This window comes from Streptomyces antimicrobicus (assembly GCF_020532625.1).
In the GTDB taxonomy this organism is placed as follows: Bacteria; Actinomycetota; Actinomycetes; order Streptomycetales; family Streptomycetaceae; genus Streptomyces; species Streptomyces antimicrobicus.
The window spans coordinates 12,649-33,668 of record NZ_JAJAUY010000008.1; the positions used below are offsets into that span (position 1 = coordinate 12,649).

16 protein-coding genes are annotated in these 21,020 nt (G+C 71.0%); 6 read left to right on the top strand and 10 right to left on the bottom strand.

Annotation, left to right across the window (positions count from 1 at the left end):
• Positions 1-76 precede the first annotated feature (76 nt).
• The 5 genes from LG632_RS03465 (at position 77) to LG632_RS03485 (ending at position 3,700) form a co-directional block, all read left to right on the top strand.
• Positions 77-589 (top strand): nitroreductase family deazaflavin-dependent oxidoreductase, encoded by a 513-nt coding sequence (locus LG632_RS03465; protein WP_226725034.1) that lies wholly within the window; start codon positions 77-79, stop codon positions 587-589.
• Positions 590-665: 76 nt separating this feature from the next.
• On the top strand, positions 666-1,250 hold the full coding sequence (locus LG632_RS03470) for a TetR/AcrR family transcriptional regulator (protein WP_226725036.1): 585 nt from the start codon (positions 666-668) through the stop codon (positions 1,248-1,250).
• A complete protein-coding gene (locus LG632_RS03475; protein ID WP_226725038.1) occupies positions 1,247-1,780 on the top strand; it encodes a dihydrofolate reductase family protein in 534 nt (177 codons plus the stop codon). Before LG632_RS03470 ends, LG632_RS03475 begins: the two co-directional genes overlap by 4 nt.
• A 214-nt stretch (positions 1,781-1,994) precedes the next feature.
• Entirely contained in the window at positions 1,995-3,206 is a 1,212-nt protein-coding gene (locus tag LG632_RS03480) for a pyridoxal phosphate-dependent aminotransferase (protein WP_226725040.1), read from the top strand.
• 107 nt (positions 3,207-3,313) lie between these two features.
• Positions 3,314-3,700, top strand: coding sequence for an SCO4983 family protein (locus tag LG632_RS03485; protein ID WP_226725042.1), 387 nt, complete (start codon positions 3,314-3,316; stop codon positions 3,698-3,700).
• Positions 3,701-3,815: 115 nt separating this feature from the next.
• Here the strand turns inward: LG632_RS03485 and LG632_RS03490 are convergent, their stop codons facing one another.
• Positions 3,816-4,256 (bottom strand): hypothetical protein, encoded by a 441-nt coding sequence (locus LG632_RS03490; protein ID WP_226725044.1) that lies wholly within the window; start codon positions 4,254-4,256, stop codon positions 3,816-3,818.
• Positions 4,257-4,545: 289 nt separating this feature from the next.
• On the bottom strand, positions 4,546-6,372 hold the full coding sequence (locus LG632_RS03495) for a phosphoenolpyruvate carboxykinase (GTP) (RefSeq protein ID WP_226725046.1): 1,827 nt from the start codon (positions 6,370-6,372) through the stop codon (positions 4,546-4,548).
• Positions 6,373-6,609: 237 nt separating this feature from the next.
• On the opposite strand from LG632_RS03495, the gene trhA reads away from it, so the two are divergent.
• Positions 6,610-7,281 (top strand): PAQR family membrane homeostasis protein TrhA, encoded by a 672-nt coding sequence (trhA, locus tag LG632_RS03500; protein WP_374203390.1) that lies wholly within the window; start codon positions 6,610-6,612, stop codon positions 7,279-7,281.
• Positions 7,282-7,322: 41 nt separating this feature from the next.
• On the opposite strand, the gene LG632_RS03505 is transcribed toward trhA, so the two are convergent.
• The 8 genes from LG632_RS03505 to LG632_RS03540 form a co-directional block, all read right to left on the bottom strand.
• Positions 7,323-9,698, bottom strand: coding sequence for a galactose oxidase family protein (locus tag LG632_RS03505; RefSeq protein WP_226725161.1), 2,376 nt, complete (start codon positions 9,696-9,698; stop codon positions 7,323-7,325).
• 111 nt (positions 9,699-9,809) lie between these two features.
• The gene (locus tag LG632_RS03510) at positions 9,810-11,090 is read right to left on the bottom strand and encodes a glycosyltransferase (protein WP_226725050.1); all 1,281 of its coding nucleotides are present in this window, start codon (positions 11,088-11,090) and stop codon (positions 9,810-9,812) included.
• The gene (locus LG632_RS03515; protein WP_374203391.1) at positions 11,087-12,784 is read right to left on the bottom strand and encodes an ArnT family glycosyltransferase; all 1,698 of its coding nucleotides are present in this window, start codon (positions 12,782-12,784) and stop codon (positions 11,087-11,089) included. Before LG632_RS03515 ends, LG632_RS03510 begins: the two co-directional genes overlap by 4 nt.
• Complete coding sequence (locus LG632_RS03520) at positions 12,781-14,136, bottom strand: glycosyltransferase (protein ID WP_226725052.1); 1,356 nt, start codon at positions 14,134-14,136, stop codon at positions 12,781-12,783. Before LG632_RS03520 ends, LG632_RS03515 begins: the two co-directional genes overlap by 4 nt.
• Before the next feature lie 265 nt (positions 14,137-14,401).
• On the bottom strand, positions 14,402-16,522 hold the full coding sequence (locus LG632_RS03525) for a thioredoxin domain-containing protein (protein ID WP_226725054.1): 2,121 nt from the start codon (positions 16,520-16,522) through the stop codon (positions 14,402-14,404).
• 246 nt (positions 16,523-16,768) lie between these two features.
• Entirely contained in the window at positions 16,769-18,442 is a 1,674-nt protein-coding gene (locus LG632_RS03530; protein ID WP_226725056.1) for a DUF262 domain-containing protein, read from the bottom strand.
• 2 nt (positions 18,443-18,444) lie between these two features.
• Positions 18,445-19,470, bottom strand: a complete 1,026-nt coding sequence (locus LG632_RS03535; protein ID WP_226725058.1) for a hypothetical protein — start codon at positions 19,468-19,470, stop codon at positions 18,445-18,447.
• Positions 19,460-20,722, bottom strand: coding sequence for an AAA family ATPase (locus tag LG632_RS03540; protein WP_226725059.1), 1,263 nt, complete (start codon positions 20,720-20,722; stop codon positions 19,460-19,462). Before LG632_RS03540 ends, LG632_RS03535 begins: the two co-directional genes overlap by 11 nt.
• Between the last annotated feature and the right edge of the window lie 298 nt (positions 20,723-21,020).

Sequence of the window (21,020 nt, forward strand, 5' to 3'; positions counted from 1 at the left end):
AACGTGACGCCGCACCGCGCCGGTCGTTAGCCCCGCAAGCCCCCTCCCCCCAGGGGCCCGAAGGGCAGGAACGCTCATGCACCGCACGGCCACCACCGCCACCGCCGCTCCCGGCGCCGTCGCCGCCGCACCCACCGCCGTCAGCACCGTCGGCGCCGTCGACTGGGACCACCCGCTCGACCCCCGGCCCGGACCGCAGCGCGACCATGTGACGTCGTACGTCGAGACCGGCGGCGTCGACGGTCACATCTGGCACGGTGTCCCCACCCTCCTCCTCACCACCGTGGGCCGGATCAGCGGACGGGCCGTCCGCACCCCCCTGATCTACGCCCGCGACGAGGACCGCTACCTCACCGCGGCCTCCGGCTACGGCGCCGCCGCGCACCCGCAGTGGTACCGCAACCTGCTGGCCTGGCCCGAGGCCCGGCTCCAGGTCGGCGACCGGGTCCTGCGGGCCACCGGCCGCCCCGCCACGGCGGAGGAGCGGGACACCTACTGGCCGGCCCTGACCGGGCGCTGGCCGGTCTTCGAGGACGACCAGGCCCGGGTCGCCCGCGAGATCCCCCTGGTCCTGTTCGACCTGCTCTGATTAAATAAACGAACAGTCATTTATTACCGGCGGCCGACCACCGCCGCGCCGGAGCGCCGACGAGGGGGACGACCGGATGGCAGGCCGCCCCCGCACCGTGGACGACGCCCGCATCCTGCGGGCCGTCGTCGACGTGATGGGCCGCACCGGACCGGCCGGGCTGACCCTCGCCGCCGTCGCGCGCGAGGTCGGCCTGGCCCCCGCCACGCTGGTCCAGCGGTTCGGGTCCAAGCGCGGGATGCTGCTCGCGCTGGCCGAGCACGGGGTGCGGGAGGCGGCCGGGGCCGTCCGGCGGATCACCGCCGCCCACGCCTCCCCCCTCGCCGCCCTCGACGCCCTGTTCACCGAGGCGGCGGCCCCCCTCGCCGACCCCGAGGCCTACGCCCACCACCTGGCCTTCCTCTGCGCGGACCTCACCGACCCGGAGTTCCTGGCCCTGGCCCGGGCCGTCCAGGGGGCCGAGGCCGCGGCCGTCCGCGAGCTGCTGGGCGCCGCCGAGCGGGCCGGCGAGCTGGCCCCGGGCGCGGACCCGGAGGTCGTCCGGGCCGCCGTCACCGGCGCCGGGCTGCTGTGGGCCGTCGACCGGGCGGGCACCCTGGCCGCGCGCCGGCGCGCCGCGCTGGACGCCGTACTCGCCCCCTACCGAAAGGCAGCACCGTGACCGACCGCGCATTCCGCACCGCCGCGACCGCAGGCGTCAGCCTCGACGGCTTCATAGCCCGCCCCGACGGCGACATCGAGTGGCTCACCACGCGCGGCGCGCAGGCCGGGGAGACCGGGTACCTGGAGTTCATGGCGGGCATCGACACGCTCGCGCTCGGCCGCAAGACCTACGAGAAGGTGCTGACCTTCGGCTTCTGGCCCTACGACGGCAAGCGCGTGGCGGTGCTGAGCACCACCTTGACCACCGACGACCCGCGCGTGACCGTCCACCGCACCCTGGACGACCTCCTGGCCCACCTCGCCTCCTGCGGCGCGGAGCGGGTCTACGTGGACGGCGGGCAGCTCATCCAGACCTTCCTGCGCGAGGACCTGCTGGACGAGATCACCCTGACCACCGCCCCCGTCCTCATCGGCTCCGGCATCCCCCTCTTCGGCCCCCTCGACCAGGACCTCGACCTGCGCCTGACCGCCGCGAAGGTCCTCGACGCGGGCTTCATGCAGACCACGTACGCGGTGACCCGCCGCTGAGGCCCGGGGTGACGAGCGCAACACCGCGGCCGCGGGCGCGCTCGGGGCGCACCCGTTCCGCAGGCCGGAGCGGGGGACGGGCCGCCCTTTCCAAGGGCAGGGCGGGCCCGGACCCCGACCATTTCCCTAACCGGGACAATTCGCCACCCCGGTACGGTGTGCCGGGCCCCCGAAAGGCCGAGCGGGCCGGGCCGCGGCGCCGTAAGCTCCCGTCATGCAGGTGATCCAGTCAACGAAGCTCGCCAATGTCTGCTACGAGATCCGCGGCCCCGTCCTCGAAGAGGCCATGCGGCTCGAAGCGGCAGGTCATCGCATCCTCAAGCTGAACACCGGGAACCCGGCGGCCTTCGGCTTCGACTGCCCTCCGGAGATCCTGGAGGACATGCTCCGCAACCTGGGCTCCGCCCACGGGTACGGGGACGCGAAGGGGCTGCTCTCCGCGCGCCGCGCGGTGATGCAGCACTACCAGACCAAGGGCATCGACCTGGACGTCGAGGACATCTACCTCGGCAACGGCGTCTCCGAGCTGATCCAGATGTCCATGCAGGCGCTGCTGGACGACGGCGACGAGGTGCTGGTCCCGGCCCCGGACTACCCGCTGTGGACCGCCGCGGTGTCGCTGGCCGGCGGTACGGCCGTGCACTACCGCTGCGACGAGCAGTCCGACTGGATGCCGGACCTCGCCGACATCGAGCGGAAGATCACCGACCGCACCCGCGCCCTGGTGATCATCAACCCGAACAACCCCACCGGCGCCGTCTACGGCGACGAGATGCTGCGCGGCCTGACGGACATCGCCCGCCGGCACAACCTGGTGGTCTGCTCGGACGAGATCTACGACAAGATCCTGTACGACGGCGCCACCCACATCAACACCGCCGCCGTCGCCCCCGACCTGCTCTGCCTCACCTTCAACGGGCTGTCGAAGAACTACCGGGTGGCGGGCTACCGGTCCGGCTGGATGGCCGTGTGCGGCCCCAAGGCGCACGCGTCCTCGTACATCGAGGGCCTGACCATCCTGGCCAACATGCGCCTGTGCGCGAACATGCCCTCGCAGCACGCGGTGGCCACCGCCCTCGGCGGGCGGCAGTCGATCCACGACCTGGTCCTGCCCGGCGGCCGGCTGCTGGAGCAGCGCGACACGGCGTACGAGCTGCTGACGCAGATCCCCGGCATCAGCTGCGTGAAGCCCAAGGGCGCGCTGTACCTGTTCCCGAAGCTGGACCCGGCCGTCTACAAGATCAAGGACGACCGGCAGATGGTCCTGGACCTGCTCCGGGCCGAGAAGATCATGGTGGTGCACGGCACGGGCTTCAACTGGCCGGAGCCGGACCACTTCCGGATCGTGACGCTGCCGAACGCCAAGGACCTGGCCGACGCCGTGACCCGCATCGGGAACTTCCTGGACGGCTACAGCCAGCACTGACGCCACGGGGGTCGTGACCGGCGGGCGCGGGCACCGACCGGATCCAGCTCAACTTTAGAACCAATCCAATGTAGGATGGTCTCCTGACCACGCAGGAGGCCTTCCTCATGTACGAGCCGATCCGCACGAAGTCGGTCCACCGCATGGGCGGCGGCCGCGCCGACTACCCGCACCGCAGCCGCGGCGAGGAGCTGGACATCCAGCTCGCCGGTCACCTCGCGGCCCTGCTCGCCGTCACCGACGAGCTCGGCCTGGACGACGCCGCCCGGCAGATCGCAGCCCAGGTCGCCCGGCTGCGCGGAACCGAGCCGGCCCGCCGTGCCGACCGTACGGCGGACGAGACCGCCGCCCTCCACCAGCGCGCGCACGACCTCGCCGCCCGCGCGCTCCTCGTCGCCGCCTCGCGCGCCGACACCACCGCCGCGATCCTCGCCGCCGAGCGCATGGACGCGCACAGCGCCGCCCTCCGCCTCGCGGGCGCCGGCGCCCCCTGACGGCCCCGGTCCGGGACCGGGGAGGCCTCGGACCGGGAGCCACGACCTCACCCCGGGCAGGGCCCGGGCCGCGCACCGGCGGACTCCCGCCGCGCACCGGCCCCGGCGCTCTGGCTCAGCGCCCCGCCGGCGCCGTCGGTGACGGCGCCGGCGACAACTCGGCGCCCGCCAGGCCGCACCACGGGGTCGCGCCGGGCGGCCAGACCGGGCCGATGGCCTCGGCGTCGGCCGCGGGCGTCAGTTCGACCAGGGCCCGGGTCGTCGGTCCGGCCGGGCCCTCGCGGAACTCCACCGTCGCCACGTACACGGCCGGACCCGTCCTGCCGCCGACCACCCGGACGTCGGCGACCACGCGCCGACTCGCCGGATCGATTCGGCAGCCCGTCAGGGCCAGTTCGTCGCGCGGCGCGATCCCGGCCGGGCCCCCGCCGCCCTCCGCGGCGGCGGAGCCGCCGTCCGCGCCGCCGCTCGCCCACACGTACAGGCCCAGCGGACCGAAGACCAACAGCGCGGCCAGCGCCACGAGGGACACCAGCCATCCACGCATTTGCGTCATTGCCCCATCATGGCCCCGCAGTCGAAGAGGAACCGCCCGGACACCTGACGTTCACCCGACCCGCCCGGGCGCGGGCCCGTACAACGCCTGACGGCGGGCCCTCGCATGAAGCGAGGGCCCGCCGTCAGGTGGGTTGCACACGGCCTGCCGGACAGGAGCGTGGACAGACGCTCCGGGCCGGCATGACAGGTGGCCGGTGCGGACGGTGGGAACCGTCTTGGTCGGGGGCTCCCACACACTCGGGGCGCCCCGGGCGGGCGCGGTGAAACGATCACCCGGGGCGGGAAACTCAGCCCAGGCGCTCGACCAGGGCGTGGTACTGCTCCCACAGCTCCTTGGGGGTGTGGTCGCCGTAGGTGTTCAGGTGCTCGGGGACCAGGGCGGCCTCCTCGCGCCAGACCTCCTTGTCGACGGTGAGCAGGAAGTCGAGGTCCTCGTCGGAGATGTCGAGGCCGTCGAGGTCCAGGGCAGCCTTGGTCGGCAGGATGCCGATCGGGGTCTCGACGCCCTCGGCGGTGCCGTCGAGGCGGCCGACGATCCACTTGAGCACGCGGCTGTTCTCGCCGAAGCCCGGCCAGACGAACTTGCCCGCGTCGTTCTTGCGGAACCAGTTCACGTAGTAGATCTTCGGGAGCTTCGCCGCGTCCGCGGAGGCGCCGACCTTGATCCAGTGGGCCATGTAGTCGCCCATGTTGTAGCCGCAGAACGGCAGCATGGCGAACGGGTCGCGGCGCAGCTCGCCGACCTTGCCCTCGGCGGCGGCGGTCTTCTCGGAGGCGATGTTCGAGCCGATGAAGACGCCGTGGTTCCAGTCGAAGGACTCGGTCACCAGCGGCACGGCCGAGGCGCGGCGGCCGCCGAAGAGGATCGCCGAGATCGGAACGCCCTTGGGGTCCTCCCACTCGGGGGCGATCGTCGGGCACTGGGCGGCCGGGACCGCGAAGCGGGCGTTGGGGTGGGCGGCCGGGGTCTCGGACTCCGGGGTCCAGCGGTTGCCCTTCCAGTCGATCAGCTCGGCCGGGGCCTCCTCGGTCATGCCCTCCCACCAGACGTCGCCGCCGTCCGGGGTCAGCGCGACGTTGGTGAAGACGGTGTTGGCGTACATCGTCTTCATGGCATTGGCGTTGGTGTGCTCGCCGGTGCCGGGGGCGACGCCGAAGAAGCCGGCCTCGGGGTTGATCGCGTACAGGCGGCCGTCCTCGCCGAAGCGCATCCAGGCGATGTCGTCACCGATGGTCTCGACCGTCCAGCCGGGGATCGTGGGCTCCAGCATGGCGAGGTTGGTCTTGCCGCAGGCCGACGGGAAGGCGGCGGCCACGTACCGGGCCTCGCCCTGCGGCGGGGTGAGCTTGAGGATCAGCATGTGCTCGGCCAGCCAGCCCTCGTCGCGGGCCATGACCGAGGCGATGCGCAGGGCGTAGCACTTCTTGCCGAGCAGGGCGTTGCCGCCGTAGCCGGAGCCGAAGGACCAGATCTCGCGGGTCTCGGGGAAGTGCGAGATGTACTTTGTGCTGTTGCAGGGCCACGGCACGTCGGCCTCGCCCTCGGCGAGCGGAGCGCCGAGGGTGTGGACGGCCTTGACGAAGAAGCCGTCGGTACCGAGCTCGTCGAGGACGGCCTGTCCCATGCGGGTCATGGTGCGCATGGCGACGGCGACGTACGCGGAGTCGGTGATCTCGACGCCGAGCGCGGAGAGCTCCGAGCCCAGGGGGCCCATGCAGAACGGGACGACGTACATCGTCCGGCCCTTCATGGAGCCGCGGAAGATGCCCTTGTCTCCCGCGAAGATCTCCTTCATCTCCGCCGGGGCCTTCCAGTGGTTGGTCGGGCCCGCGTCCTCCTCCTTCTCGGAGCAGATGAAGGTCCGGTCCTCGACGCGCGCGACGTCGGTCGGGTCGGAGGCGGCGTAGTAGGAGTTGGGGCGCTTGGCGGGGTCCAGCTTCTTGAACGTTCCCTTGGCCACGAGCTCCTCGCACAGGCGCTCGTACTCGGCCTCGGACCCGTCGCACCAGACGACGCGGTCCGGCTCGGTGAGGGCAGCGATCTCCTCTACCCAGGCGATCAGGCCGGGGTGGTTCGTCGGGACGGAAGTGGGAGCCGCGTTGTCGCGCGCCACGATTGCTCCTTGTTGAGGGGTTGTTTGGTGTTTGCCCCGTGGGGGCTGCGACCCGGATGCTTCGCTGATCCGCTCATCCGGTGCCGACCGCACTCATCTGATCATCCGGTCTGGCTGCGCATATGTCCAGGGGGCCTCTCACGTGAGCATCGCCACGTCCGTCAATGTTCGGCAAAGCGAACAACAGGTAAATATGCCCGTCGTGGCCCCGCGGAAACCTACGGGCCCGTAGGTAGCATGGCGCCCATGACTTCCGACGCCTCCGTCCAGGCGCCCGGCAAGCCGCTCCTGCGAGGATGGCTGCACGCCGGCATGTTCCCCGCGGTGATCGTCGCGGGCCTGACGCTGATGACGTTCACCGATTCCGTACGGGCCCGGGTGGCGTGCGCGGTGTACGTCCTGACCGCCTGCCTGCTCTTCGGCGTGAGCGCCCTGTACCACCGCGGCACCTGGGGGCCGCGCGGCGAGGCCGTCCTGCGGCGCCTCGACCACGCCAACATCTTCCTCATCATCGCGGGCACCTACACCCCGCTGACGGTGCTGCTGCTGCCCGCGTCCACCGGCCGCACCCTGCTGTGGGCCGTGTGGATCGCGGCCGCCGCCGGGATCGCGTTCCGGGTCTTCTGGGTCGGCGCCCCGCGCTGGCTCTACACGCCCTGCTACATAGCGATGGGCTGGGCGGCGGTGTTCTTCCTGCCCGACTTCCTGCGCACCGGCGGCATCGCGGTCCTGGTGCTGGTGATCGTCGGCGGGCTGCTGTACAGCGCGGGAGGGGTGATCTACGGGATCAAGCGCCCGAACCCCTCCCCGCGCTTCTTCGGCTTCCACGAGGTCTTCCACTCGCTGACCCTGGTCGCCTTCGTGGCCCACTTCGCGGGCATCGCGCTGGCCGTGTACCAGCACGCGTAGCCGGACCGGCGGGCGCCGCCGGGCCGGCACGCGTCGCCCCGTCAGCAGGCGTGGCCGTCGCCGTCCGGGTCCAGCTTCAGCGGGTCGCTGCCGTTGACCTTCATCCGCCGCGGGTACTGGTGGGCGGCCAGCCAGTCGCAGCGGGCCCGGGTGGTGTTCTCGACCTCGGCCGGGAACCGGGTCGGCACGCACAGGTTGACCGAGCCGTAGTGCCGGTCGCAGCCGGCCACGCTCGGCGCCACGGGTACGGAGTCCCGCGGCGCCGGGTTCTTCTTCGGCGCCGCCCGGAGCCGGTCCGCGAAGTCGTGGACGTGCGGGGCCGGGGCCCGGTCGGCGGTGCCGGCCGCGGCCGTGGCCGCCGTCGGAGCGCCCAGGTGCACCCAGGTGGCGATCGAGGGGACGCCGGCCGCGTCCACCGCGAAGAGCATGTACCAGCCGGGCGGGGCCAGGTTGGGGTTGCTGGTCACGTTGAGGTCGACGGTGGTGTCGTTCACCACCGTCAGCGGCAGGTCCACGAACCGCTGGTTGGGGTCCGAGGAGTGCGTCACGGCCGCCGGCCGGATCAGCTCCGCCTTGGCCACCGGCCGGTTGACGGTGATCCGCTGGGTGTCGCCGTAGACCCACTGGGTGTCGATGACCGAAGTGATCTGCGGGCGCGGGCCCTTGAACAGGTACGGCGGCGTCCAGATCGACACGTTGTGGTTGTACGTGCCGTTGCCGGGGTTGTCGCCCACCGACATCACCCGGCCGTCCGGCATCAGGAACGCCGAGGAGTGGTACGTGCGCGGGATCGGGTCGGTGGCCATTCCCGGCTGGTAGGTGTTGGTCACCGGGTCGAACAGCGAGGCCTCGAACACCGGGTCGGCGCGGTCGTGCAGGCCGCCGCCCGTCTCGAAGACCTTGCCGTCGGGCAGCAGCACCGCCGAGACGTACATCTTGCCCTCGGCGCCGGTCTGCGGGCGCTTGCCGGTCCCGGTGTCGACCAGGCCCTGCGGCAGGTCGGGGCCGGCGACGTAGCCGGGGTCGGGCTTCTTGAGGTCGATGATGTCGGTGATCCGGTTGGCCGCCGGGTTGGTCTCGTTGTTGCCGCCGCCGATGGTCAGCACCCGCTGGTCCTGCGCCGGGGGCAGCAGCACGCTCGCCGACTCGTCCCGCTCGTCCTTCTTGCGCAGCCCCGGCACGTCCGTGATCGTGTTGGCGTCGTAGTCGTAGATCGACGCGCCCGAGCCCGGGGTGCCGTTGCCGAAGGTGTGGCTGCCGGAGTAGAAGAGCCGGCCGTCCTGCATGAGGATCATCGACGGGTACAGGCCCCAGTACGACCAGGTCTGGTTGACCTCGTTCATCGGCAGCCACTTGCCCTGCGCCGCCGAGAACTTCTCCGCCGTGACGTTGCCGGTGGAGTCCTCCTTCAGGCCGCCGAAGGAGATCACGTCACCGTTGCCGAGGACGGTCGCCGACGGGTACCAGTGGCCGCCGTTCATGTCGTTGGTCCTGGTGTACGTCTCGGTCGCCGGGTCGAAGACGTACGAGTCCTTCAGGCCCTGGTAGCCGATCCTGCCGTCGGCCGACGGGTAGCCCTTGTTGCCGCTCATCACGAGCACCCGGCCGTCCGCCAGCTGCACATGGCCCGAGCAGAACATGTCGACCGGGGTGGGGACCGTCCGGAACGAGCCGTTGGCCGGGTCGTAGACGGCCGAGGTGAAGGTGCCCGCGTCGAACTGCGCGATGTCGTTGCCGGAGCCGGCGATCAGCAGCACCTTGCCGTTCCTCAGCACCACCGCGTGCATGGAGCGGGTCGGGTTCTTGGCGGGGATCACCTCCCACCTGCCCTTGGCGCACTCCTCCGGGGTGCCGGTGCAGGTGGGCGCCGGGCCGGTGGCGCCGACCTCCTCCATCGCGTAGTCGTCGGTGGTCAGCGTGCCGACCCCGTACACCGACAGGCCCCAGGCGATCTTGTCGGTGCCCGGCGGCACCACGGGCGTACGGACCTCCGTGCGCGCCCAGCCGGCGCTGACCGGCGGATTCTGCAGATCGGTCCAGTACTGCCAGGTCCCGGTGGCCGCCTCGCGCCGGAACACCGTCACCGAGACGTCCGGGGTGTTCGACCGGTACCAGGCCGACAGGTCGTACTGCTTGCCGGGCGTCACACCCGGGGCGCACGCGGTGGTCTCGGTGACCAGGGCCTTGCGGTCGCCGCTCACACGGCGGGTGAGCTGCACCCGCATCGCCTTGGTGCCCGTGTGCGCGTCGGCGACGGTGGCGAAGGTGAAGTCGTTGTCGCCCCAGCCGGACTTCGACCAGCAGGAGGGCATGTCGGAGCCGGCCGGGCCGGCGGTCTCGAATCCGGGGTTGGTCAGCAGGTTGGGCGGTCCGGCCGAGGCCTGCTGCGGTGCGGTGAGCAGCAGGCCCGCGGTCATCGCCCCGACGGCGAGCAGGGCGGCCCGCAGGCGCCGGGTCCGCCGCCGTAGCGTGCGTCGCATGGTGATGGCTCTTCCTCTCTGTGCGGCTCGGCTCAGGTCGAAGAAGGGTCAGGGGCGGCGGCGTCGGCCGCCGCCGGCGTGCCGGGGCGCGCCGCGACGGCCCGGGCGCGGCAGGTAGACCAGCGCCTCGGTGGCCAGGAAGCGCAGCACGAACGTGGTGACCAGGGCCAGCGCGGTCGCCGGCAGCACGGCCAGGCCCAGCCGGGCCACGAACAGCGCGATCAGCGGGATCCGCAGCAGCAGGTCGGCGTTGGCGAGCAGGGTGAACCGGCCGAGCCGGTCGGCCCAGTGGCGGTGCCGGCGCCGGTCGCGGAACAGCAGCGCCTCGATCAGGGCGAAGTTCCACAGCACACCGGCCTGGTTGGCGACGATCTCGGCGGGCAGGTAGTGCATCCCGGCGCGGGTGAGCAGCCACAGGGCGGCCAGGTTGGGCACGAAGCCGGACAGTCCGATCAGGCCGAAGCCGGCCATCCGGGCCAGCGGGGTCGCCGAGCGCAGGGCGGCCAGGTGCGACAGGAAGCGCAGGCCCTCGCGGGCGGTGGACTTCGACTCCCCGGCGAACCGCTCCTGGAAGACGAACGGCACCTCGGCGACCTTCTCCGGGCGGCAGCGGACGGCGAGTTCGAGGAGGATCTTGTAGCCGAGCGGCCGCAGCGCCTCCGGTGCGACCGCCGAGCGGCGCATGGCGAAGAAGCCGCTCATCGGGTCGCTGACACCCCGCAGGGCGCGCGGGAAGAGGCCCTTGGCCAGCCAGGTCGCGCCGCGCGAGACCGCCACCCGGTAGCCGCCGGCCAGGCCCGCGCGGCTGCCGCCGCCGGTGTAGCGGGAGGCGACGACGAGGGCGGCGCCGGTGCGCTCGCCCTCGCCGACGAGCTCGGGCACCAGGTGCGGCGGGTGCTGGAGGTCGGCGTCCATGACCACGACCCAGTCGGTGCCGGCCCGCTTCAGCCCTTCGACGACGGCCCCGCCGAGGCCGCCGTCGGGGCGCTCGCGGTGCAGGACGGCCACCGGGAAGGGGCAGTCGGGGGCCGCCTTCTCGATCAGCCCCGGGGTGTCGTCCGTGGAGTCGTCCACGAAGAGGACCGCGTAGGGCAGGTGGGCGGGGAGCGCCTCGGTGAGCCGGTGCAGCAGTTCGGTGACGTTCGCGGACTCGTTGAACGTCGGGATGATCAGCGTGACGCTGCCCGTCACGCAGGGTTCGGCGCCGGCCGGCTCCGGGGCGCCGAGGCCCCGGGGGGCGCGGGCGGGCGCGTCGAGGGCCGGGGCGCCGAGAGCCGGGGCGCGGAGGGCCGGGGCGCCGAGGGCCGGTGCGCGGAGGTCTTCGGTCATGGTCGGCTCCCGCTGTCGGGGGTGGTCCGGCGGATCTCGATCCGGTCCTCGCCGGTGCCGAACACCGCGACCGGAACCGAATGCTCCAGCGCCGCCTTGACGTTGGGCAGGTTCACGGCGTCGCGGCGCACGGTCGGCGAGGAGACGACGTAGTCGATGTCGCGCCAGCCGCGCGGCAGGGTGGCGGTGACGGCCGGGTCGAGGTCGGCCTTGTAGAACCAGATGGCGCCCGGTCCCGGGGCGTAGCCGTGGTGGACGGCGTCCAGCCACAGCGCGTCGTCGAGCAGCACGCGGGTGTGCGCCGGGTCGGCGACCTCGCTGCCGAGCCAGGCCGCGGCCTGCCGGTACGGGGCGTTGGCGTCGGCGGTGAGCGCGGTGCGGTTGCCCTCGTACCAGCGCGGTACGACGAACGCCGCCGCGGCCACGGCGAGGACGCCCGCCAGCACGTACCGGGCCGAGCGCAGGGCCCGGCCCTCGCCGGGGCGGCGCCGGCGGTGCAGCACGGCGTGCGCCACGCTGGCCGCTCCCCCGGCCAGCACCAGCGCCAGGAAGGGCAGGGCCTGGATGACGTACATCGCCGGCAGGTAGCCGGACGGGCGCAGGGCGACGGCGGCGAGGACGGCGGCGGCCAGGGCGGGGCCTGCGAGCGCGCGGGCGGTGACCGACCAGCGCAGGGTGACCAGGAGCAGCAGCGCCCCGGCGAGGCCGCCGAGCGGCAGGACAGTGTCGTAGTACAGCCAGGACTGCAGGACGCCGTGCGCGCCGGAGCCGGGGTCGAGCAGGAAGCCGGAGCCCTCGCGGCCCATCTGGTACGTGATCCCGCCGATCAGCGAGACGTGGCCGGGGCCGGGGAGCAACTCGCCGTTGAGCAGGGCGTACAGCGGGTACGAGAAGCCGATCAGCGCGCAGGCGGTGACGGCTCCGGTGACCGCGAACTTCCGGGTGTCGCGGTGGCTGTGCCGCCACATCGTCACCATCAGCGCCGGCAGCACCACCAGCATCGTCTCCTTGGTGAGGACGGCGGTGGCGGCGGCCAGTCCCGCGGCGAAGTGGTGCCACAGGTGGCGGCTGGGCGAGGCGGCCAGGCAGAAGGCGAGCAGGATCCACAGGACCGCGAGGTTGTCGAGGAAGATCTCCCGCTGGAGCACGACCGAGAGCGGGGAGAGCCCGAACAGCGCCATGGCGAGCCCGGCGGCCCAGCGCGGCAGCCACAGCCGGCGCGCGAGCACGTACAGCAGGACGGCGGAGACGGCCGAGACGGCGAGCATCGAGAACCGCATGGGCGCGACGGTCATCGACTCCGGCACGAACAGGGCGGGCAGCCACGTGAGCGCCGCGATCTGGATCCAGCCGAGCGGCGGATGGTCGTACCAGTACGTGTAGTGCGCCAGGCCCTCGCCCTGCTGGACGGCCCACGCCTGGGCGAGGTAGGTGCCCTCGTCGTCGGAGAGGGTGGGGAAGTGGGTGATGTTCCAGCCCTGGACGAGCACGATCACGAGCAGCAGGACGCCGCACAGGGCCAGGTCGGGGCGGGAGGAGCGGAAGCGGACGTGCGGGCGGGGCCTGGCGGCGGGCGCCCCGCCGCCGGAGCGGCCGGGCGCGGGGCGGACGGGCAGGGTGGCGGTGCCGGGGACGGCGGTGGACCGGGGATCGGTGGACCGGGGATCAGTGGCCGTGGGCAGGGTGGCGGTCACCGGTGGACGTCCTCTCGGGTCTGCGGGGCCGGGGCGGTGGCGAGCGCCGGGGCCGGGGCGGTGGCGGTGGCCGGGGCGGTGGCGGAGGCGGTGGCGAGCGCCGGGGCCGGGGCCTCGGCGAGGTGCGCGCCGACGTGGCTGGTCAGCTCCCACTCGTTGCGGCCGCGCTGCTCGCGCCAGACCGCGCGGACGGCCGCGCCGGCGAGCATGACCTGGTAGAGCGGGCCGCCGGCGATGAGCTTGAGGTAGTGCACGAAGCGCACGCGCAGGCCGTACTGGCGGCCGAAGTCGTGCAGGCCGACGATCTCGAACACGAACGTCACCATCGCCGTGATCATGGGAAGGAAGGTGATGATCGCGACCCCGACGGGTACGTCGAGGAAGAGCGCGACGGCGAAGTTGCACGGGATGATCACGCCGGACGCCGCCTGCAGGAACGGCGTCATCAGCGTGTAGCGGGCCAGCCAGCGCTGGCCGCGGCCGGGCAGCTGCTGCCAGTCCTTCTTGCGGTACACCTGAAGGAAGCCCTGGTTCCAGCGGGTGCGCTGCTTGAGCAGGCTCATCAGCGAGTCCGGGGTCTCCTCGCGGGTCACCATGTCGGAGTCGTAGGCGACGACCACCTTCTTGCCGGCCGACGACAGCCGCACCCCGAGGTCGCAGTCCTCGGCCAGGCAGTTCGGGTCCCAGCCGCCGGCCTCGCGCAGCACCTCGGTGCGCACGAAGACGGTGTTGCCGCCGAGCGGGATGAAGCCCTTCTCGGCGTGCAGGTGCAGCCGGGAGCGGAACCAGAAGAAGTACTCCAGGCAGTTGCGCAGGCTGTACCAGCTGGAGTGGAAATTGATCAGCTGGACCCCGCCCTGCACCACGTCGGCGCCGGTGGCGCGGAAGGCGTGGTCGACGTGGGAGAGCAGATCGGGATGGACCTGGTCCTCGGCGTCGAAGACGCCGACGATGTCGCCGCGGCAGTGCGGCAGGGCGGTGCCCAGTGCCTTGGGCTTGTTCTTCGTCTCGTGGTGGTCCACGACGACGCGCACGCGGTGCGGTGCCCGGGCGGCGGCGCGTTCGGCGACGGCCGCCGTCTCCGGGTCGTCGTGACCGACGATGACGATGATCTCGTAGTCGCGGTGGCTCGATTCCAGGAGCCGGTCGATGGTGTGCTCCAGGACCGCCTGCTCGTGGCGGGCGGGCAGGAGCAGCGAGAAGGCGAGCCGGCCACCGCCGTCGGGGCGGCCGAAGCGGGTGGCGGCGAGCGTCTCGGGCGTCCGCCAGGCGTGCATCTGCCACCACAGGGTGAACGCCGCTGTCCAGAACAAGGCCAGCGAAACGACAGCAAGCAGTACAGAGGTGAACAAAGCGCCCCCCACAGGCATGCCGCGGCGCCCCTGGGCGCACGGCTACGTCCGAAACCCCCCGGAGGCGGCGCACGGGCCCCCCGGCCCGTCGGCTCCGCCTCCGCTTCCCCCTCGCCCCGCACCCCCCGGTGCGCGGCGTCTCGTCGCGGGTACTCCCAGCGAGACGAGATTAGGCGGGAAAGACCGGACGTAGTCGCCCGTCAGGTGAAATCCACGTTTCTTGACGATCCGCGGAGGAACCGGAATTGACGGTACTCCGGGCCCTTCAGGGACGAAACGTACCCAACTGCCCTGCCAGTTCGACCGGATCCGTCGTAGGCCGCGAGCAGACGAAGTGGCGGCACACATACGCCGTCGGACGGTCGCGCACGAGTGTGCGCTCGGCCAGCAGGGGGAACTCGACCGCGCCGGAACCCCCGGAGGCACCCGCGGAAGGCGCCGCTCCGACCGCCACCACGGCCCCGGGAGCCGTCCCCAGCAACGCCGTCCGGTGCAGCGCGGCCCGCGCCGGGTCCTCCGGGTGCCCGACGACCGCCACCTCGCGCGGACCGTCGATCAGCGCCTCGGCGACCGCGAGCCCGTGCCCGATGAAGCGCGGGGCGCGCGGGCCGAGGGCGTGCACCACCCCGAGCGCCCGCTCGGCCGCCGTGCGGTGCGCCTGCGAGCCGGTGTGCGCCGCGTACGACAGGAGCGCGCCGGCCGCCGCCGTCCAGCCGGAGGGCGCGGCGTTGTCGGTCGGGTCCTGGGGGCGGCGGATCAGCTGCTCGGCGTCGTGCGCGGTGTCGTAGAGGGTGCCGTCCTCGCCGGTGAAGCGGTCCAGGACCAGGTCGGTGAGGAAGCCGGCGAACTCCAGCCAGACGCCCTCACCGGTCACCGCCGCCAGGGCCAGGAAGCCCTCGGCCACGTCGGCGTAGTCCTCCAGGACGCCGGCGTTGGCGCCGGCCGCGCCGTCCTTGCTGGTGCGGGCGAGCCGGGCGCGGCCCGCGGCGGCGTCGAAGTGCACCCGGACCAGCAGGTCGGCGGCCTCGGTCGCCCGCTCGACCAGGTCGGGGCGGTCGAAGTAGGCACCGCACTCGGCGAGCGCGGCGATGGCCAGGCCGTTCCAGGCGGCCACCACCTTGTCGTCGCGGCCGGGCGCGGGCCGCTCGGCGCGCGCCGCGAACAGCCGGGACCGGATCGAGGCGATCCGCTCGGCGTCGGCGACCGGGCCGTCCTGCGGCAGCCGGAGCACGGACGTCCCGTGCTCGAAGGTGCCCTCCTCGGTCACGCCGAAGTACGCCGCGGCCAGCTGCCCGTCCGCCTCGCCGAGCACCTCGCGCAGCTGGGCCGGGGTCCAGGCGTAGTAGGCGCCCTCGACGTGCCGGCCGGTGGCCGGGTCCTCGCTGTCGGCGTCGAGGGCCGAGGCGAAGCCGCCCTCGGCGGTGCGCAGCTCGCGCACCATGAAGTCGGCGGTCTCCAGGGCCACGCGCCGGGCCAGGTCGGCGAGGCCGCCCCCGGCGCCGTCACCGGCCCCCTCCGCGGCGCCGTCGCGGGTGGTCGCCCGCCACAGGTGCGCGTAGGCGCGGCACAGCAGGGCGTTGTCGTAGAGCATCTTCTCGAAGTGCGGGACGACCCACTCGCGGTCCACCGAGTAGCGGGCGAAGCCACCGCCGAGCTGGTCGTAGATCCCGCCGCGGGCCATCGCCTCGCAGGTGTCGGCGGCCATCTGCAACGCGCCTTCGGCCCCGGTGCGGGCGTGGTGGCGCAACAGGAACTCGATCACCATCGACGGCGGGAACTTGGGCGCCCCGCCGAAGCCGCCGTGCCGCGCGTCGTACTCCCGGGTGAGCTGGAGCAGCGCCCCGGCCATGTCCTGCTCGTCGGGCACGCGCGCCTTGCCGTAGTCGAGGCGGCGCCCGGCCAGGTCCCGGACGATCCGCTTCGCGACCTCGGAGACCTCCTCGGGCCGGCCCTCCCAGGCGGCCCGCACGCCTTCGAGGACCTGCATGAAGGAGGGCATGCCGTGGCGGGGCTCCGGCGGGAAGTAGGTGCCGAAGTAGAAGGGCTCGGCGTCGGGCGTGAGGAAGACGGTCATCGGCCACCCGCCCTGCCCGGTGGCGGCCTGCACGGCCTCCATGTACACGGCGTCGACGTCCGGCCGCTCCTCGCGGTCGACCTTGATGTTGACGAAGTGCTCGTTCATGTACGCGCCGGTCAGCTCGTCCTCGAACGACTCGTGCGCCATGACGTGGCACCAGTGGCACGCGGAGTAGCCCACGCTCAGCAGCACGGGCACGTTGCGCCGTTTCGCCTCCTCGAACGCCTCGGGTCCCCACGGCCACCAGTCGACCGGATTGTCGGCATGCTGAAGCAGATACGGCGAGGTCACACCAGCCAACCGGTTCATGTGACCAGACTCTCACACCACCTCCGCCCTACCTGCAGAACAACGCTCCGCCTGCTTGGCCGGTGTGCACCCACCCCGCCATTGCCCGGCATGGGAGCATCTCCGTCCCCCACGGGACGGTATGGGTGCACACCACGAGGCCGCGCCGTGAACCCACGGGATCGCGTCGTACCCGCTGGTGATCGAATTTAGGGCAGCAAAGTCAAGTGCGCCTTCGTGGCTGTACAAGCCTGGACGTGCTGCCCCTCACTCGGTGTCGATGTCGGCCACCCCGACCTCCTTGTCCGCCGACTTGATGCCCAAGCTCTCAATGAACTGCCGCTCCGACGCGGCCAACTCATGCTGGCGCGCAAGGATGAAGTCGGTGAAGGCGTCGGCCTTGAGGTGCTCGATCGACGCGAGACTGACTCCGTGTGAATCCAGGATGTCGGTCCTCCCCTCCTCCGCGAGTCTGATAAGCGCCTGCCGGATCGACACACCTGGCGGGGTCGTCATGACGATCCGGTTGGCTGGGCTGGATGCCCCTGGGACGCCGCTCTGAGTGATGATGTGCCGATAGGTCTCGCTGTGGGCCGTCGCCAGCTGCTCCAGAACGTTGACGGTGAGGCCATCGATGTTCTTCCGCTCCGGGAACGTCTGCAGATCCCACAGCAGGTAGGCGCGGACGCGTGCGCTGCGCAGGTCGAAGCGCTCGGGGAAGGAACGGGCTTGCTCACCCGAGTAGCTGAGCCCGCCCTTGCCCCGGGCGAAGGCCTTCATCTCCGTGATGAAGTTCCGGACCTGGGTGGTGGTGGACCCGGCGAAGGTTCCAGCCAGGGACGTGGTCCAGAACCAGTGCCGGAGCTTGACCCGCTGCTCCGCTTCGACCTTGTCGGAGAAGTGGAAGAAGACGGCGAGCAGCATGATCTGGATGTTGTAGGGAACCAGGCGGGCCAGCGGCACCCGGACCTCCTCTCGCAGGAATTCGACCACCTGCTGGAGGATCCGGTCGGTGTCCTTCACTGCGGTCATGAGCTGGCCCTGGACCTTACGAGCCATCGTCTCCCAGGAGGTGTCCCGCTGCACGTCCTCTTCGCCAGACAGCGCGAGGATAGTCTGGAAGATCGTCATGATCGGGATTTCACCGAAGCCCGAAGCAGCGATCCGACCCTTGATTTCCTCCATCTTGTCACTGAGCGTCTCTGAGCCGATGGTGCCGTAGGTAAGGGCGGAGACCATCTGGTCGGGTCGCATCTTCTGGCCGCTGCTGTTGATCCTGGAGAAGACCTCGATGGCCTGCTGAAGAGTGCCACCTTCCATCCGCACCACGGAGACCTTGTAGTTCTTCACCCGCTTCGCGATCCGCTCGCTCTCCTTGGTAAGGCGGTCGGCCTCCTCACGGGAGTCGGAGACATCGGACAGCGTCCGTGCGTATTCAAGGAAGTCCAGGGTCCCCAGCACGGACCTCATGGGCAGGAAGCTGCCGGGCACCGTCTCGCCGCTCTTCCAATGGCGGTAGCGCACGCCGTCGTGCTCCGACCGGACGAGCGGCCGGTAAACCCACCACATCCAGTCTTCCTGCCGCGTGGACCGCGGGGCGTCGGCCGAGCGGTGGAGGACGCCGAAGAGCGTCGAGAGCCGCTGATGACCGTCCAGCACATAGGCGACCTTCGCTCCCTCCGGTGCCGGCGGAATGCGGCGCCCACCGATGGTGTCGAGGCTTTCGAGCGGCATTGGGGTTTCCCAGATGAGCAGGCTTCCCATGGGATAACCGCGCTCCATGCTGTCGAAAAGCTGCAGCATCTGCTCGGGGCGCCAGAGGAACGGGCGTTGAAACTTCGGCACGCGCAGCTCACCCTGCGCGATCCGTTCCAGCACCTGCTCCAGGAAGTGAACCTCCGGCACTACCGAGATATCCTTTACCACCTCGACATCTCCCATGCTCAGATCACACCCCGAATCGTTTCGAACATCGATCGCAATTCCTGTTTCGCTCCGGGGCCCAGGCCGTCCAGGTCCCGCTCCGATATGCCGCCACGCATCACCTCTTGCAGGAACAGACCCGGCAAGTCCGTTCCGAATCCCTCCTGGAGGGTGATGAGATCATGCTCCGCCACTTCGTCGTACAGATCGCCGTGGCGGAAGGGGATGACGTAGGTCGTGCCCGCCTTTCCGGCGTGCCGCCCCTTCTGCTCGGAACCCTTCTGTGGCTTCCCCTTGAAACCGTGCTTCATGTCGAAGTGGGCGCGCTGCACAGGCGAGAAGGTTTTGAGGGACTCCAGACGCTTGGCCATGGAGGACATTGCGACGGGCTTCCTCGACTGGCGCGCCAGGACTCGGTTGGGAATATAATTTTCCATCTCCCGGAATCTGAGAACGTGCGAACTCACGCCGTCGCGGGCTGCCGCTTCGGCCTTCTCGTGACTGCCGGTCCGGTCCGTGGGGTGGAAGCTGTCGCTGTCGATGACGAGGACCACACGCTTCGTCCTGGAGAACTGCGCGGCCTGGTCGACCGCATGCCAGGTCGCGCCGTCCTTGCCGCCCCCGTTGTACACACTGAGGCGGCCGCCCTCCTTGGCGTCGATGACGTCCTCACAGCCGAGCAGCCGCGCGAGGGCCTCGATCATCTGCCAGTCGTAGGTCGCGTTCTCCACGACCAGCACGGCCGGCCGCTCCAGGTCGCGGACGTCCGTCACCAGGGTCTCGCCGGTCACCCTGACCACGCCCACGGTTCCCCCGTGCGGCGCCCAGGCCTGCGCCATGCTCGCCTTCTGTGCGAGCAGCAGGTAGATCTGCGCCAGGACCGGGAGGTGACGCTCCAGAAACGCATGGACGGCGTCCACATCACCCGGGGAGATGACCCACTCGTGCCGTGCCTCCCTGAAGAACCCGATCAGCCTCAATATGAGATCTGCGTTCTCGTCACCCTGACGATCTGTCAACAGGTCAATGGGAATCTCAACGCGCATCAACGATCCGATTCGCCTGCGCGTCAGCAAGGGCGCGCACCTCCTCGAAGTCCTCCGCGAAGACTCCCTGCGGCCAGTAGTCGACGTTGCCGAGGGCATCCACTTCGATCTTTCGCAGGGTGGAAGCACCCTCGGACTGCTCGACGAAATAGATCTTCATGTCTTCCGGCGCCAACTTCCGCTCCGCAACCCGTCGGCGCAGCCTGAGAAGGAAGTTCTCGCTGTGCGTCTCCACCAGAAAGCGCACCTTCGACTCCTGCACGGCATCGACATAGAGATCCGCGATCGCGGCGTGCGCCGAAGGGTGAAGATGGAGTTCGGGCTCCTCCACAATCTCGATCACAGGTCCAGCAGGCGGTTCCACTCGGTCCGCGGCCCGCTGGATCACTATCGGCAGGAACTGGACTACACCTGTGCCAACTTCGTCGATGTGGACGACGAGATCGGGATCCCGCAGGGAACGCAGCTTGGGGATGCACATCCCGGAGCCGACGTCGGTGACCTCGAGCCGCCACCCGGGCAGGACGCTTTCCAGCAGGGTGTTCGCTTCGCGGCCGATCAGACCGCGCCCGTACATCTCATCCGCGGCGAGCATGCCGAGGGCCCTCTCACCCCGATAGCCGACGCTGCCCAGGGTTCTGGCCGGCGACCGGAAGAAGCGCTCCGGGCTCTTCCGGAACGGGCCCAAATAGCGGATCTCGTCAAGGCCTTCCCGAATGAGCCCGGTGACTCCGCTGACACCGGCGATGGAGTCCGGCCAGTCGGTCGAATCGGGCAGCAGCCCGCGAAATCCGACCTTGCTCTCATGACGGTCGACGAGATACGTGCGCTTCTCGGGAGAGTAGGCGTCGACGCCTGGGACCCAGGAGAGGTTCGCGACCTCCGTCCCGCAGGAGATCTGCAACGAGGAGACCAGCTGCATTCCCTGGTTGGCGATATTTTGAACCTCGGCAGTGACGTTGACAGACTTGCCGCCCCGGATGCCGATCGATGCCCCCAGGCGAAGGTGCCCATGGGGCGAGGAGCCGTGGATCAGATCGGCGAACGAAGGAGTGAAGCCCTGGACCAGGTCCAGGTCCAGAGGGTACGGGGAGTCGCCGCGGATACCGATGGACAGAAGCGGGAGCGCTCGCACGACGGCGCTCTTGCCGGAATTGTTCCGACCCAGCACGATGGTAATCCTGCCGAGCTCCACCTCCTGCTTCTCTCTGAAGCAGCGGTAGTTCTCCAGCGAGAACCTCTCCAACGACACCTGGGCTCCGTTCGCTCACACCATGTCCGGCGCACACCGCCCCAGCGGCACAGGGCGTAGCTGCGGTAATACTCTCAGATGGCGGGAGCTCGACACACGAGTTTGGCTCTTCCCGCTGCGGAGCTGCTCGACGTCCGCCCCGCGATCCGGCGAGACCGTGACCCTCCGCTCAGCAACCGCTGGGCGGCAGAGGTGCTGCGCGCGGCTGCAGCCTGCACGTCAGGAAGGGCAGCAGGCCGATCAACTTCCCTGGGCCGCGGCCCGGACCAGCCCTTGGACTGCCGGAAGGGTGCGGCCG